This window comes from Yersinia sp. SCPM-O-B-9106 (C-191), from assembly GCF_026183365.1.
GTDB lineage: Bacteria > Pseudomonadota > Gammaproteobacteria > Enterobacterales > Enterobacteriaceae > Yersinia > Yersinia rochesterensis.
Map to the genome: position 1 here is coordinate 2322066 of NZ_CP110791.1, position 15763 is coordinate 2337828.

The window sequence follows — 15763 nt, forward strand, 5'->3', positions numbered from 1 at the left end:
GCGTGGATTGCGTCACATTTCCTCTTATGGATGAGTTGCCCTAAACCAAAGTGTCATTAGGGTTTCTTCTTAATCTTCCTCTGTCCGTAATGGATACCAGACACCAACTTTATTGGTATGTACCCGCGTATATAAATTTTATCGCGCGTCATAAGTCAGAAGAAAGTGATGGAGAAGCTATGAGTTCATCCTGTATTGAAGACCAAAGTATTCAAGAAAATCCGTGGTTTCGCATTATACAAGAAATGCTGAATCGGGCTGATATTGAAATCAATGGCTCACGCCCTTTCGACATTCAAGTTAATAACCCGAACTTCTTCAAACGGGTATTACAAGAAGGATCTTTGGCATTAGGTGAGAGTTATATGGATGGCTGGTGGGAATGTGACCGTCTGGATATTTTCTTCCAACGCGTTCTCAGAGCGGGTCTGGAAAAACAACTTCCACACCATTTCAAAGATACTTTACGCATTGCTGCTGCGCGTATAATCAACTTGCAATCAAAGAAAAGAGCCTGGATTGTCGGTAAAGAACATTACGATCTGGGCAATGACCTGTTTAGCCTCATGCTCGACCCCAATATGCAATATTCTTGCGCTTATTGGAAAGACGCCACAACACTTGAGCAAGCGCAGGAAAACAAATTGCAGATGATTTGTGAGAAACTGCAATTAGCGCCCGGCATGACCTTGCTCGATATTGGTTGTGGCTGGGGCGGGCTTGCTGCTTATGCTGCACGTCATTTCGGGGTGTCCGTCTCCGGCGTGACCATCTCGGCTGAACAGCAAAAATTGGCCCAAAAACGTTGTGAAGGTTTGGATGTCACTATTTTGCTGCAAGATTATCGCGACCTGGATGAACAATTTGACCGCATCGTCTCTGTAGGAATGTTCGAGCATGTCGGCCCCAAAAATTATCGCACCTACTTTGAGGTGGCTAACCGAAATCTGAAGCCTGATGGGTTATTTTTACTGCACACCATTGGCGCTAATCGTACTGACCTGAGCGTTGACCCGTGGATTGATAAGTATATTTTCCCTAATGGTTGTCTACCGTCAGTACAACATATAGCCCAAGCCAGCGAACCTTATTTCATCATGGAAGACTGGCATAATTTCGGGGCAGATTACGACCGAACACTGATGGCATGGTATGAACGCTTCCAAGCCGCATGGCCGAATTTAGCGGAGAATTACTCACCGCGATTTGAACGGATGTTTAGCTATTATCTGAATGCTTGTGCGGGTGCATTCCGCGCCAGAGACATTCAATTGTGGCAGGTATTATTCAGTCCAAATGGCGTAGAAGGCGGTATTCGAGTGGCGCGTTAGTCTCTAAAAACGCTGTCAAGGTGGGGGCTCATCAGCCCCCTACTCTTTTAGTATCCTATCCCCGGATAGCTTTATCAGCTGCCGCTGCAGACAGCTGTGCAATATCGCGTTGCGCTAATACCCGCTCAACGGTATCCACCACCGCCTGCGTCTGTGGGTCTATCTCGATATTCACTCTATGCCCCAAACGCTTTTTACCTAATGTGGTGCGCGCCAGTGTCTCTGGGATCAAATGCACACAAAAACGATTGCTTACGACTTCACCGATAGTCAGGCTAATGCCATCAATACCGATAAAACCTTTATGTAATACATATTTCATTAAATCGTCGCTGGGCAGTCGAAACCAGATCTGACGGTTATTTTCTGATGTATATATTTTAGTTATTTCGGCGGTACACATAATATGCCCGGACATAAGATGCCCACCAATTTCATCGCTGAATTTAGCCGCGCGTTCCAAATTAACCACATCACCGACCTTAATATCACCCAAATTGGTGATACGCAGGGTTTCCTTCATTAAATCGAAACTGACCCGATTTCCATTAACTTCGGTCACTGTTAAACAGCAGCCATTATGGGCCACAGAAGCCCCCAAGGCTAACTCAGGCAACATTTCAGTGGGCATTTCAACCACATGAGTACGGAAGTTGGATTTTTCGTCGATGGCTACCACGGGCGCGGTGCCTTGAACAATACCGGTAAACATACGCCATGCCTCTTATCTAGAGAGAAAATTTCTTTGCCGTGATTCTGCCTCAGAAGATAAAGAAAACCAAACCACTTAGACTAAAAATTACTATTGAAGTTATTTCGTTGATATTCAGTTGATATAGCCTAAATAATTCGAGTTGCAGGCAGGCGGCAAGTGAGTGACAAATCTGGTCGGGAACCGATTTGAACAGCATTATTTATGCTAGCCCGCAGGGTGAGCCTCAAGGATGAGGCTCATTCATCCCGATGAGTTTACACAGGTAAGTGATTCGGGTTATTCAGCGTAGCCAACGCACATGCAGCTTAAAGTATGACGGGTATATTTAATGACAAGGATTGCTTAAGCACGGTGAGAAGGTACAATCTTTTATACTTTTTATGCTCCAAAGTTTTTCCGCTATTTTATTTATCGCTCATGCGCGATAAATAGTCGTTATTGACATCATAACTAGGTTATACCCAAGTAACTTCGAGATGCAGGTAGGCGGCAACCGAGTAACAAATCTGTCGGGAGCAGATTTGAACGCTGCTAGCAGCGGCCTCGAAGAGGCCTGGCCCATGAAAGGGCCGAGTAATGAGGGCAGCCAACCCCCTTGCATCTTGAAAGACGACGGGTAGAAAAAGGTGTATACGTGCAGAAGTATATTGTCGAAGCGCGTAGCTTATTAGCTCTCGCTATTCCTGTTGTTATTGCGCAATTGTCCCAAACAGCCATGGGCGTGGTTGATACTATTATGGCCGGTTCTGTCAGTGCGACCGATATGGCGGCCGTTGCTGTTGGGACTTCTATCTGGTTACCGGCTATTTTATTCGGTCACGGGTTATTATTGGCGCTGACCCCGACGGTCGCCCAACTTAACGGCTCAGGGCGGCGCAATCAGATTGCTCACCAGGTCAGACAAGGGTTTTGGCTGGCTTCCTGTGTCTCCGTGTTAATTATGGTGGTCATCTATAACAGCGACCACGTCATTAGACAGATGCACAATATTGACCCGGTGCTGGCCGACAAAGCGGTTGGTTTCCTGCATGCCATTATGTGGGGCGCGCCCGGTTATCTATTTTTCCAAGTGCTGCGAAATCAGTGTGAGGGATTATCCAAAACCAAACCAGGGATGGTGATTGGCTTTATTGGCTTACTGGTCAACATTCCCATTAACTATATTTTTATCTACGGTAAATTTGGCGCCCCGGCGCTCGGCGGGGTGGGTTGCGGGGTAGCAACCGGGACAGTTTACTGGGTGATGTTCTTGATGATGCGCTGGTATGTGACTCGCGCCCGCTCACAGCAAGATATCAAGCTAGAGAAAGGTTTTGCCGCCCCTGATTGGAAAGTGATGAAACGCCTCGGTGGCCTTGGATTGCCCGTTGCACTGGCGCTGTTTTTCGAAGTCACATTGTTCGCGGTAGTGGCATTGCTGGTTTCTCCGCTAGGGATTGTCGCCGTTGCAGGGCATCAGATTGCCCTCAACTTTAGCTCACTGATGTTTATGTTACCGATGTCACTGAGTGTCGCCGCGACCATTCGTGTTGGTTTTCGCCTCGGTCAAGGGTTGGTTGATGACGCCAAAGTGGCCGCCTATACCAGTATTGCGGTTGGGTTAATGCTGGCTTGTGTCACCGCAGTGTTTACCGTGGTATTCCGAGAGCATATTGCGCTGCTGTATAACAAAACTCCGGAAGTCGTGGTGATGGCCTCCCACTTAATGTTGCTGGCGGCGCTTTACCAATTATCTGATGCTATTCAAGTGATTGGCAGCGGTGTATTGCGCGGTTACAAAGATACCCGCTCGATCTTCTTTATTACTTTTACCGCGTATTGGCTGGTGGGGTTACCGAGTGGCTATCTGTTAGGGCTGACCGATTATATTGTTCCGGCCATGGGGCCTAGTGGCTTCTGGATTGGGTTTGTTATCGGCCTGACCTTGGCGGCGATCTTAATGGCGCTACGCATCCGTTGGTTACAAAAGCAACCGTCCGCTTTTATTCTGCAAAAAGCGGCACACTAAGCGCTATTATTTTGGAAGCTAATCGTATTGTGGGCGTTAATCACAGCGGCTTATGCCCATGATTAACGCCCCTATAAATCAGAAAAGATGAAGAAAAAAACAGCGTAATGGGTAAAATCTCAGCAATTACGTGAGTTTGCAGTGAATATTATGTTTTTCCCCTTGCCAGCAGACGGGCAGCTCGTTAATATTCGTCCCCGCTGTCAGCATTGATGGCAGGTAATAAGAGTGAAAATAATATACCCAGTAATTGGAGCTGTAGCTAGGCAGCAAACGCACGAGTCCCGCAGAGCTGACTCAAGTCAGTGATTCGGGTGAGTAAGTGCAGCTAACAACGCTATAGCTTCAAGTAAGAAGGGTAGTATGTGCGTCCGTAGCTCAGTTGGTTAGAGCACCACCTTGACATGGTGGGGGTCGATGGTTCGAGTCCATTCGGACGCACCACTTTAATTAAATTACCTGAAGTGACCAGAGTATCATGTGCGTCCGTAGCTCAGTTGGTTAGAGCACCACCTTGACATGGTGGGGGTCGATGGTTCGAGTCCATTCGGACGCACCAATTTGGTATTATCTACAAATTTCAAATTGATAGTTTCTCAATGCGTTCTTAGCTCAGTTGGTTAGAGCACCACCTTGACATGGTGGGGGTCGATGGTTCGAGTCCATTAGAACGCACCACTCTGCTGTTTGCTTAATTTTCTGTCCGACTCAATATCCCCTACTCGAATTTCTTAAGTCTGGTTATATTGCTTTCATCAATTTTTCCGCCATCCGCTTGTTAAAATTGTTAAAAACTTTTTTTGTTGCGCAACAAACTAAGTATTATTCTCTCTGTTTGCGCGACTAATGGCCCATTTTTATAAAAAACGACAATGAGTTTCTGTTTTCTATTTCATTTCCCGCGACTTACCGCTTATAATACGAACCGTCGTTTCAGTTGAATGGTTTCAGCATCTTGATCTGCCGATACGCTAAAAAAATACAACTCACATTTACGCCATCGTATACCGATCATGCGTTTAGCCTCGTGCTAAAGTTTTCCATTCTATTTCCGCAACTGTCATCTATTCTTAGTAATGTTTTGCTTCTTGGTAACGTTTCGCTACACCAGACACTAATCAGATCCCACTCCGTTGCTGTATTTAACGGAACATTTGCTTTTTATCCATCACAACTTGTAGAAAAAATCCGTCATGAAAAAGACTAAAATTGTTTGTACCATAGGTCCAAAAACCGAATCCGAAGAAATGCTGACGAACCTGCTGAATGCAGGTATGAACGTTATGCGCTTAAACTTCTCCCACGGTGACTATGAAGAGCATGGTCAACGTATCAAGAATATCCGTGCTGTTATGGCAAAAACTGGCCTGAAAGCCGGTATTCTGCTGGACACCAAAGGCCCTGAAATCCGCACCATGAAACTGGAAGGCGGCAAAGATGCAGCGCTGGTTGCAGGCCAGACTTTCACTTTCACCACAGACCAAAGCGTTATTGGCAACAATAACATCGTTGCTGTGACCTACCCGGGCTTTGCCGCTGACCTAAAAATTGGCAACACCGTACTGGTTGATGATGGTTTGATCGGTATGGAAGTGACTGAAGTCACTGAAAATACTGTAGTTTGTAAAGTGCTGAACAACGGTGACTTGGGCGAAAACAAAGGCGTTAACCTGCCAGGCGTTTCTATCCAACTGCCTGCATTGGCTGAAAAAGATAAAGCTGACCTGATCTTTGGTTGTGAGCAAGGCGTGGACTTCGTTGCCGCTTCCTTTATCCGTAAGCGTTCTGACGTGCTGGAAATCCGCGAACACCTGAAAGCACACGGCGGCGAGCACATCCAGATCATCTCCAAAATTGAAAACCAGGAAGGTCTGAATAACTTCGACGAAATCCTGGAAGCCTCTGACGGTATCATGGTTGCCCGTGGTGACTTGGGTGTTGAGATCCCGGTAGAAGAAGTTATCTTCGCCCAGAAGATGATGATTGAGAAATGTAACCGTGCACGTAAAGTTGTTATCACTGCAACTCAGATGCTCGATTCCATGATCAAAAACCCACGCCCTACTCGTGCAGAAGCCGGCGACGTTGCTAACGCCATTTTGGACGGTACCGACGCCGTGATGCTGTCTGGTGAGAGTGCCAAGGGTAAGTACCCATTAGAGTCTGTCACCATCATGGCGACCATCTGTGAGCGTACAGACCGTATCATGCCAAGCCGCATCGAAACGCTGAACGATAATCGCAAAATGCGTATCACTGAAGCGGTTTGCCGTGGCGCAGTAGAAACTGCAGAAAAACTGGAAGCAAAAGTGATAGTGGTGGCAACTGGCGGCGGTAAATCAGCTAAGTCAGTTCGTAAATACTTCCCAACCGCGACCATTTTAGCCCTGACGACCAATGAAACCACTGCTCGTCAGTTAATTCTGACTAAAGGTGTGATAACTCAATTAGTCGCCGAAATTGCTTCAACAGATGACTTCTACCGCATTGGTAAAGAAGCGGCTCTGGCCAGCGGTCTGGCGCAGAAAGGCGACGTAGTCATTATGGTTTCTGGTGCTTTAGTACCAAGCGGCACCACCAATACCTCTTCCGTACACGTTTTATAATCTCAACGAAAGAGTCAATACTAATTAAAAACGCCGCTTTTCATAGCGGCGTTTTCTTTTTAAACATCTCTAAATAAACTTTCCGAAAAATCCATTTTATCCTAAGCGCCCAAAAGTTTTTTTCTGAGTCGGACTTTTCCGAAAGAATCCGGCTGTTTTCCCTCGTTTTTTTAACTTTTTTTTAAAACAAGATGCTTCTTTGAGCGAACGATCAAAATAAACCCCCCTAATACTAAAAATTTATTCTCTTTCGAAAAAACTTTGTGTAATACTTGTAACGCTACATGGAGATTAACTTAATCTAGAGGGTGTTAATAATGAATCGTACTAAACTTGTACTGGGCGCGGTAATTCTGGCTTCTACTATGCTGGCTGGTTGTTCAAGCAATGCTAAAATCGATCAACTGTCTTCTGACGTTCAAACTCTGAACGCTAAAGTTGACCAACTGAGCAACGACGTGAACGCAATCCGTTCTGACGTTCAAGCAGCTAAAGACGATGCAGCACGTGCTAACCAACGTCTTGACAACCAAGCTCACGCTTACAAGAAGTAATATTACTTCCTGAATGAAAAATGGCGCACATTGTGCGCCATTTTTTTTATCTTGCTAAAACCAGTTTCTGATTGTGACCTTCCCTGCTGACCTCTTCCCTAACGCCCTACTTATCATCAACTCGTTTCACAATATGGGTGCACGCTATGCTTTGCCACAGCAAACCGACGGCTGCCATGGCAAAGGTGCGTGTGAGATGAGAACTTAGCTCACAGCTCTTAGTTTGCAGCTGAATAAACCGGGCCTGGTTGAACCAACTTAGGCATCTCTTGCTCCGTAGGTTGCTGCTCTTCGTTCTGTGGTTGTGCCTGTTGCTCGCCCTGAGGCGCTACAGCAACCGGAGCCTGCTCAGTGGCAGTCTCACCTACAGTGACGATGACGGGCATACCAGCACGGCGTACAATCGCTTCCTGAACCACTTGTGCATCAGTCTGGCTGTCGTTAATAAACTTCTGCAGGCTGCTGCTGATAGCAATTGGCATTGTTTGCGGATCATCACTGTCTACACGAGACAACGGCTGATGAACTTCCACATAACGCTTACCATCTGGCTCAACAGAATATTTAACCGGTTCATTGATGATTTGCACGCGAGTACCTTTAGGTACGGATTTGAACAGCGCTTCAATGTCATCCGGACGTAAACGGATACAGCCGGAGCTGACACGCATACCAATACCAAAGTTCGCATTGGTGCCGTGGATCAAGTATTCACCTTTCCCCGCAGACAACCGCATAGCAAACAGCCCCATAGGGTTTTCCGGGCCGGCCGGAACCACTGATGGCAAAGTAATACCTTCCGCCAAATAGTTCTTACGGATATTTGCCGTTGGTGTCCAGGTTGGGTTCGGGATCTTTTGGCTGACTGTGGTTGTCATCGTTGGGGTATTACGCCCTAACTGGCCGATACCGATTGGGTACACCACAACTTTGTTTTGACCTTTAGGGTAATAATAAAGGCGCAGTTCAGCCAAGTTGATGACGATACCTTCACGTGGGGTATCTGGCAGCAACATCTGGGTCGGAATAGTGAGCACTGAACCCGGTAATGGCAAATACGGGTCAGCACCTGGGTTTGCTTCCAGCATCCCCAACAAACCGATTTTATAATCGGCAGCAATAGCCTCCAGCGGACGGCCATCATTTGGAACAGTATAAGTAGTATTTTCACCAATCAGACGACTATTGGCTGGCGGCAGAGGATACTCGGTCGCATTGGCAGCAGTGATACTTCCCGCCAGACAAGTTGCGAATAACATACCAATCAAAGTTAATGCACGTTTCATGCTTAGTTCCTACATCACTTCTTAAAATTCGATTTACACGGTTATATCCAATAAATCTCAAATTGCAGGAAAGCGGCAAGCGAGTGACAACTTGGTTGTAAACCATGTTGAACAGCGCCTCAGAGTGAGGCTCATAATCCCGATGAACTTAAACAAGTAAGTGATTCGGGGGAACGAAAAGCCGCCAACGCGCCAGCAGTTTGAAAAATGACGGATATATCTACGTTAATTTTAGCAGCCAATTATAAGGCCACCATATAGTAACAGCCCATATTATAAAGGCAATTTATATCTCTAAAAATCAAGGTGTTACAATGTAATTTATTGTGCTTTTTCTGGCATGGAGGCCGATTTAAGCTGCTGAAATATCACCATTTTAATACTGTGACGCGCGGCGCAAAATGCACACAGCGCGAAGAATAAAGCACAAAATGTTGGCGTAGATCAGCAAACGTTGAGGGCAACAGCCTTAGTGCGAATGGCGCGGATCATGGCTTCAAGACCTTGGGAACGCGAAGGTGTTAAGTGCTGACTGAGGGCTAAATCGGCAAAAAAGGGCCGAACATCTAACTCAATTATCTGCTGTGGAGTCAAACCTTGATACAGGATGAACACCACCGCGACCAAACCTTTGACGATAGCAGCATCACTATCACCGGCAAAAACCACATGCCCAGCTTCAGAGCGAGTCATTGCAATCCACACCTGGCTTTGACAGCCAGAGATAAGATTTTCTGGTTGGCGCTGCTGCTCAGTTAAGGGCGGCAACTGCGCACCTAACTCGATCACATACAGGTATTTTTCTTCCCAATTTAAACAGCGGGAAAAATTACGAATCAATTTATTTTTATCTGGCAAACCAGCCATAACATGCTTCCTAAATAATCCCCCGCGTCCTTGAAGCCGCAGGGATATTAGCTACGTTCACGATTCAGCCCGTCCGTGGGCCTCGCCTCTATGAGGCCGCTGCTGCCTACCGGCAGCGCCAATGACTTTGGGTATAATCGGTTTTAAAGAACACTCAGCCCAGCAATTTTTCGATGCGCTGCAACCCAACCACCAGCCGATCAACTTCCTCACGGGTATTATAAAGCGCCAGCGACGCCCGGCACATGCTTGGCACCTTGTAAAATGCCATCAGCGGCATGGCGCAATGATGCCCGGTACGAATCGCAATACCGTATTGGTCCAGGAAACTGCCGACATCATAAGCATGATGTGGCCCCAGATTGAACGCAATAACCCCAGCCCGGTTTACCGGGCCATACAGTGTCAGGCTGTTAATCTGGCGCAGTTGTTCCCATGCATACTGCATCAGTGATTGCTCATATTGCTGGATATTAGCAAGCCCCAACTGATTCACATAACTGATTGCAGCACCCAGCCCCATAATACCGGCAGTATTGGGAGACCCCGCTTCAAAACGCCATGGCGCATCAGCAAAGGTGGTGCCCTGTGTCAGGCTGACAGTTTTGATCATCGCACCGCCCCCTTCCCATGGCGGCATTTTTTGTAGCCATTCACTTTTGCCGTACAAAATACCAATGCCCGATGGGCCGTACAGTTTATGTCCAGAGAAAACATAAAAATCGCAGCCCAAATCCTGAACATCGACCGGCTGATGTATCACCGCCTGTGCGCCATCCACCAGCACCACCAAGCCCGCGGCTTTAGCTTGCGCCACGATCTCTTTAATGGGATTCACTGTCCCCAGCACATTGGAAACTTGAGTGATCGCCAACAGTTTAGTGGTGCCGTCAATCAAACTCGCCAACGCGGTTAATTCAAGTTCACCCGTCGCCGTCAGCGGCCAAACACGGATTTCAATGCCAATCTCTTTTGCCAGCATCTGCCACGGTACAATATTGGCGTGATGCTCCATTTCGGTAATGATAATGCTGTCACCGGCTTGCAGAAAATGGCGGCCATAACTGTTCGCCACTAAATTGATAGCTTCCGTCGTGCCTTTGACAAAGACGATTTCTTCCGCAGAAGCGGCATGAATAAAGTCCGCGACCTGTTGACGTACCGCTTCCATTTGCCCCGTTGCTTCGGCACTCAGAGTGTGAATGCCCCGATGAACCGCCGCATAATCTGTACGATAGAAGTTAAGTTCGCGGTCAATAACCACTTGTGGTTTCTGTGCGCTGGCGGCGCTGTCCAGATATGCCAACGGCTGGCCGTTAACCTCACGGCCAAGCAGCGGGAAATCAGCTCTGACTTGCTCAATACTGACTTGCCCAATAGAGAAACTCATAGCGACTCCCCAGCCAACCGCTCGGCAATTCGCGCCAATACAGCTTTGCGAATGGCTTCGTGATGGATGGCTTCGGTCAATTCGGCGGCAAAAGCAAAAATAATCATTTGCTGCGCATCAGCTTGATTGATACCGCGTGATTGCAGATAAAATAGCTGTTCTGCATCAATACGCCCGACGGTAGCCCCGTGACTGCACTTCACATCATCGGCATAAATTTCCAGCTGTGGCTTGGTATCCACCTCAGCTAACTTACTGAGCAGTAAGTTATTATTGGTCATCTGGCCGTCAGTTTTTACTGCATGCTGAGCCACTTTTATCATGCCATTGAAGACAGCTTTACCCCGCTCGCGCACCATGACTTTATGGAGTTGGCGGCTATCACAATAGCCTTTGTTATGTTCCAGGTAAGTGCGGGTGTCACAAATTTCTCGCCCTATAGGAAGCAGCAAGCTATTCATCGACAAACTGGCACCCTCGCCATTTAACTGGGCGCTGGTGTTATGGCGGGTCAGCCCCGCGCCGAGCAAGAAGCTATAACTCTTCGCTCGCGCATCACGGCTTAACACTAAGTCATTATGGGCAAAATGGGTGCTTTGGGGCGCTTCGAACGCCAGTTTGCAGTGGTTCAACTCTGCATTCTCACCCACCGAAACAGTCAGCCGCGCACCGGTAAAATGCGGCTGTTCATTAAGACTGACAAAATGCTCAATGACCTCTGCCTGTGCGCCCGCCTCAATCGCCAGATGGTGACGGTAATGGCTGGTATTCACCACCTCAGAGCTATTGCCTGAACTGATATGCAACAGATACAGCGGTTTATCACTGTGTTGCCCGGCAGGCAAACGGATGTGCAAGCTTTCCTGAGCCAGACTTTCGGTCAGATGCAAAAAGACTTCCGACTGAATCGCCGCTGGAAACTGAGTATTTTCAGTTATATGTGCCAGTTGATACGGGCCACATTCACTGTCACTCAATTCCGGGGCATATCGTCCATCAATGAAAACCAAACGATGGGCATCTTGCAACAATGACAAATTATCGCGCTGAGCCGCCGTCACTTTCACCGCCGGAGCAAAGCCGAAGCTATGGGCGAATAAACGCTCCAGCGGTGTGTATTTCCAATCTTCATGCTTGATGCTGGGGAAACCCAATGCCAGCACCTGTTGCCAATGTGCCGTAGCTTCAGCACCCTGACCATTTTGGTGCTGCTTAAGCTTTTGACTCTGTTCAAATAGCTGGCCAAAATTCGCTAAGGCATTGCTACGCTGTTCGGCAAGAATGCGTTGTTGATTTGGGATATTACTGTTGGTCGGTAAGCCAGCCATAGCCTTGCTCCTCCAACTGTTTCACCAGCGTGAAATCACCAGACTTAATGATTCGCCCCTGATACAGCACATGGACAAAGTCTGGTTTGACGTAATCGAGGATGCGCTGATAGTGAGTCACAATAATAAAGGCGCGATTTTCATTGCGCAGCGAGTTCACCCCGTTGGCGACAATTTTCAGCGCATCAATATCCAGACCGGAGTCTGTCTCATCCAAAATGCATAAAGAGGGTTCCAGCGCCGCCATCTGCAAGATATCGTTGCGTTTTTTCTCACCGCCCGAGAAGCCCACATTCACTGAACGAGTCAGTAAGTCTGCCGGCATTTTGAGCAACTCAATTTTCTCTTCAATGAAATCAGCAAAATCAAAACGATCCAGCGGTTCCTGTTGGCGATATTTGCGTACCGCATTGACGGCGGTTTGCAGGAAGAAATGGTTACTGACCCCCGGAATTTCTACCGGATACTGGAAAGCCAGAAAGACGCCCTCACCCGCACGATCTTCCGGGGCCAGCTCCAGCAAATCTTTGCCCTTGAAAGTCACACTGCCTTCAGTGACCTCATATTCTTCCCGCCCGGCCAGCGCCGCAGACAAGGTACTTTTCCCTGAGCCGTTCGGCCCCATAATGGCATGCACTTCGCCGGGTTTGATGTCCAGATTCAAACCATTGAGGATCTCGTTACCTTCGACACTGACTTTTAAGTTCTTGATGCTTAACATAGGTTTCCTTGGTGCGCAGGCGCGCAAAACTCTGCAAATACTTATTCAGCTCAGACTTAACCAACACTGTGTTCCAAGCTGATGGCCAACAACTTCTGTGCTTCGACGGCAAACTCCAGCGGCAATTCGGAGAACACGTCCTTACAGAAGCCGTTAACAATCATTGAGATGGCATCATCTTCACTGATACCGCGCTGCAAGCAATAAAACAGTTGGTCATCACCAATTTTGGAGGTTGTCGCCTCGTGCTCCAATTGCGCCGTATTATTGCGCACTTCCACATAAGGGAAAGTATGCGCGCCGGAATCCGGGCCAATCAGCATCGAGTCACATTGAGTGAAATTACGCGCGTTATCCGCGCCCGGCAGGATTTTCACCAACCCACGATAGGTATTTTGGCTGTGTCCGGCGGAGATCCCTTTGGCAATAATGGTTGATTTGGTGTTTTTGCCAATGTGGATCATCTTGGTGCCGGTATCCGCCTGCTGATGGCCGTTAGTCAGCGCGACCGAGAAGAACTCACCGATGGAGTTATCGCCCTGCAAAATCACACTGGGGTATTTCCAGGTAATCGCCGAGCCAGTCTCAGATTGGGTCCATGACATTTTGGAGCCATCACCTTCACACAACGCCCGTTTGGTCACAAAATTGAGAATACCGCCGGTGCTGTCAGCCCCAGCAAACCAGTTCTGTACGGTCGAATATTTCACTTCGGCATTTTTATGCAAAATGACTTCAACCACCGCCGCATGCAACTGATAACTATCACGAACGGGCGCGGAGCACCCCTCGATATAACTGACATAACTGTCTTCGTCAGCAATCAGAATGGTGCGCTCAAATTGACCGGTTTTGGCAGCATTAATGCGGAAATAGGTTGATAACTCCATCGGGCAGCGCACCCCTTTCGGCACATAAACAAAAGTGCCGTCAGAAGCCACTGCGGCATTGAGCGCGGCAAAAAAGTTATCTTTCGCTGGCACCACTGAGCCGAGATACTTGCGTACTAAATCCGGGTACTCCTGAATAGCTTCACCAAATGAGCAGAAAATAATGCCTTGTTCGGCCAGTTTCCCTCGATAAGTGGTTGCCACCGAAACCGAGTCAAAAATGGCGTCAACCGCCACTTCAGCGCCTTCCCGCACCGGCACCCCTAACTGGGCAAATGCAGACTCGACCTCGGCGGTGAGGTACTCATTCATTGCTTGTTCAGACAAATCGCGAGGGGCCGCGCTATCGGCAGACGATTGCTGCACCGCTCCGGGCTGCGAATCACAGCTATCATCGCAGCTGCCACAGGATGGCGCTGAGTAATAGCTATAATCCTGATAATCCAGACTTTTATAATGTGCTTTCAGCCAGTGCGGTTCTTCCATTTCCAGCCAACTTCGATAAGCTCCTAGGCGAAACTCCAGCATCCAGTCCGGCTCATTACGCTTGGCAGAAATGGCGCGAATGACATCCTCACTGAGGCCTTTCGCCAGCTCATCAGTCGCGAGCTGTGTAAAAAAACCTTCTTTGTAGCGACCATCGCTGACCCAAGCCTGCACTTCATCTGGAACTTCTACATTGCTTCGTGTCATTTCGTTTACATCGCTCAAACGCCAAAACTCTCGCCACACCCGCAGGAATGCTGAGCTTTAGGATTATTAAATTTAAAAATCTGATTCAGCCCTTCGCGGACGTAATCCACCACGGTGCCATCAATAAAAGGCATCGCTTTCAGTGGCACGTAAAGTCTGGCGCCGCCCTGTTCAAACACTAGCGCGTCACTGGCCGGCTCCTTGGTCATATCCATCACATACGCAAATCCGGCACAACCGGATTGCTTCACCCCAAGCTGTAACCCTTTGACTTCAGGGTCCTGTTGCATGAGTCGGGTGATTTGCGCCGCTGCGCTGTCAGTGATTGTAACGCCTTGCCAAACATTATCATCGAGTGAAAATGTCCCGACGGATTCCTGTTGCATATGCCCTACCTTAATACCGGTGAGATTCTCACTTTTCAGGTTAATAATGAGCTGGCTGATTATGGGGAAATCAACACAGCTTATTGACAATGGTAGTGATAATAATTATCACTTCAACCGTTTGTTTTGCAGGGATATTAAGAAAAGTACCGTTTAGACCTCAAATGAGGCGGCAACGAACAAGCATGCTGCGATGGCCAAAGAAGTCTGGATAAACAAGTGCTCTTTTATCGCCATGAAATAAAACAATAATTATCACAGCGATGTTCAAATCCCTTGTTATTTCAGAGGCTAATCGGGTTAATCCCTGAATTTTTAAACATTCATAAAAAATACCTATTTCTCCATTAACTTTAGCTGAAAACTCTCTCAGGGGGAATGAAAATGGATGTACTCTGGCACAGAGCCACATATAGGTATGCATTTCGAGGGAGTATACTCTAAATAATTCGGGTTGCAGGAAGGCGGCAATTGAGCGAGTCCCCAGGAACTTACACAAGTAAGTGACTGGGGTGAACGAAAGCGGCCAACGCATATGCAGCTTGAAGTATGACGAGTATATTATGTGGGGGATAGCACGGCAGTAGTCAAACGGGAGGTACAACACAGGTTGTTTTGTTCATCAAAAACTTCAATTTGCCAAACCTGATGGCTGCGGCCAACATGAATAGCACGACAACAGCCGCGCACTTTCCCAGACCGGGCCGCTTTTAGATGATTGGCATTGATTTCCAACCCCACGACTTGTTGCCCGTCAGTGGTACACAAATACCCCGCCATCGACCCCAACGACTCCGCCAACACCACTGACGCCCCGCCGTGCAGCAGCCCAAAAGGTTGAGTTGTCCGATGGTCTACCGGCATCGTCGCTTCCAATTCGTCATCGCCCAGCCGGGTTATTTCAATACCCAAGTGGGCGACCATACAATCAGCGCCAATTTTGTTCAGTTCAGCTAGCGTCGTTTTGCGTTTCCAAAGCATCCTTTCC

At 47.8% G+C, this 15763-nt stretch carries 13 protein-coding genes and 3 tRNA genes; 7 read left to right on the forward strand and 9 right to left on the reverse strand.

The window, feature by feature from the left end; all coding sequences use genetic code 11:
• Positions 1-179: 179 nt before the first annotated feature.
• Positions 180-1331 carry a cyclopropane fatty acyl phospholipid synthase gene (cfa, locus tag OP863_RS10660; RefSeq protein WP_265525241.1) on the forward strand — a complete coding sequence of 384 codons (1152 nt, stop codon included), beginning with the start codon at positions 180-182 and terminating at the stop codon, positions 1329-1331.
• A gap of 55 nt (positions 1332-1386) precedes the next feature.
• On the opposite strand, the gene OP863_RS10665 is transcribed toward cfa, so the two are convergent.
• Entirely contained in the window at positions 1387-2043 is a 657-nt protein-coding gene (locus OP863_RS10665; RefSeq protein ID WP_038632642.1) for a riboflavin synthase, read from the reverse strand.
• Between the two features lie 637 nt (positions 2044-2680).
• On the opposite strand from OP863_RS10665, the gene OP863_RS10670 reads away from it, so the two are divergent.
• From OP863_RS10670 to OP863_RS10695, 6 genes are all read left to right on the forward strand, one after another.
• Positions 2681-4054, forward strand: coding sequence for an MATE family efflux transporter (locus OP863_RS10670; RefSeq protein WP_145591372.1), 1374 nt, complete (start codon positions 2681-2683; stop codon positions 4052-4054).
• A gap of 367 nt (positions 4055-4421) precedes the next feature.
• Positions 4422-4498 (forward strand) — tRNA-Val (locus tag OP863_RS10675).
• A 38-nt stretch (positions 4499-4536) separates the two neighbouring features.
• Positions 4537-4613 (forward strand) — tRNA-Val (locus tag OP863_RS10680).
• A gap of 42 nt (positions 4614-4655) precedes the next feature.
• Positions 4656-4732: transfer RNA gene (locus tag OP863_RS10685), tRNA-Val, on the forward strand.
• Positions 4733-5247: 515 nt separating this feature from the next.
• Entirely contained in the window at positions 5248-6660 is a 1413-nt protein-coding gene (gene pykF / locus OP863_RS10690; protein ID WP_038632638.1) for a pyruvate kinase PykF, read from the forward strand.
• A gap of 317 nt (positions 6661-6977) precedes the next feature.
• Positions 6978-7214: a major outer membrane lipoprotein gene (locus OP863_RS10695; RefSeq protein WP_005165631.1), complete on the forward strand. Its 237-nt coding sequence runs from the start codon at positions 6978-6980 to the stop codon at positions 7212-7214.
• A 218-nt stretch (positions 7215-7432) separates the two neighbouring features.
• Here the strand turns inward: OP863_RS10695 and OP863_RS10700 are convergent, their stop codons facing one another.
• From OP863_RS10700 to OP863_RS10735, 8 genes are all read right to left on the reverse strand, one after another.
• On the reverse strand, positions 7433-8500 hold the full coding sequence (locus tag OP863_RS10700) for a L,D-transpeptidase family protein (protein ID WP_038632636.1): 1068 nt from the start codon (positions 8498-8500) through the stop codon (positions 7433-7435).
• A 444-nt stretch (positions 8501-8944) separates the two neighbouring features.
• Positions 8945-9367, reverse strand: coding sequence for a cysteine desulfuration protein SufE (sufE, locus tag OP863_RS10705; protein ID WP_038632634.1), 423 nt, complete (start codon positions 9365-9367; stop codon positions 8945-8947).
• A 154-nt stretch (positions 9368-9521) separates the two neighbouring features.
• The gene (gene sufS / locus OP863_RS10710) at positions 9522-10757 is read right to left on the reverse strand and encodes a cysteine desulfurase SufS (RefSeq protein WP_265525242.1); all 1236 of its coding nucleotides are present in this window, start codon (positions 10755-10757) and stop codon (positions 9522-9524) included.
• Positions 10754-12085, reverse strand: a complete 1332-nt coding sequence (sufD, locus tag OP863_RS10715) for a Fe-S cluster assembly protein SufD (protein WP_265525243.1) — start codon at positions 12083-12085, stop codon at positions 10754-10756. The genes sufS and sufD overlap by 4 nt, the downstream gene beginning before the upstream one ends.
• Positions 12060-12806, reverse strand: coding sequence for a Fe-S cluster assembly ATPase SufC (sufC, locus tag OP863_RS10720; protein ID WP_038632628.1), 747 nt, complete (start codon positions 12804-12806; stop codon positions 12060-12062). The genes sufD and sufC overlap by 26 nt, the downstream gene beginning before the upstream one ends.
• A gap of 56 nt (positions 12807-12862) precedes the next feature.
• The gene (gene sufB / locus OP863_RS10725; protein WP_145588919.1) at positions 12863-14389 is read right to left on the reverse strand and encodes a Fe-S cluster assembly protein SufB; all 1527 of its coding nucleotides are present in this window, start codon (positions 14387-14389) and stop codon (positions 12863-12865) included.
• A 14-nt stretch (positions 14390-14403) separates the two neighbouring features.
• The gene (sufA, locus tag OP863_RS10730) at positions 14404-14775 is read right to left on the reverse strand and encodes a Fe-S cluster assembly scaffold SufA (protein WP_038632624.1); all 372 of its coding nucleotides are present in this window, start codon (positions 14773-14775) and stop codon (positions 14404-14406) included.
• Positions 14776-15336: 561 nt separating this feature from the next.
• Positions 15337-15756 (reverse strand): hotdog fold thioesterase, encoded by a 420-nt coding sequence (locus OP863_RS10735; RefSeq protein WP_038632620.1) that lies wholly within the window; start codon positions 15754-15756, stop codon positions 15337-15339.
• Positions 15757-15763 lie beyond the last annotated feature (7 nt).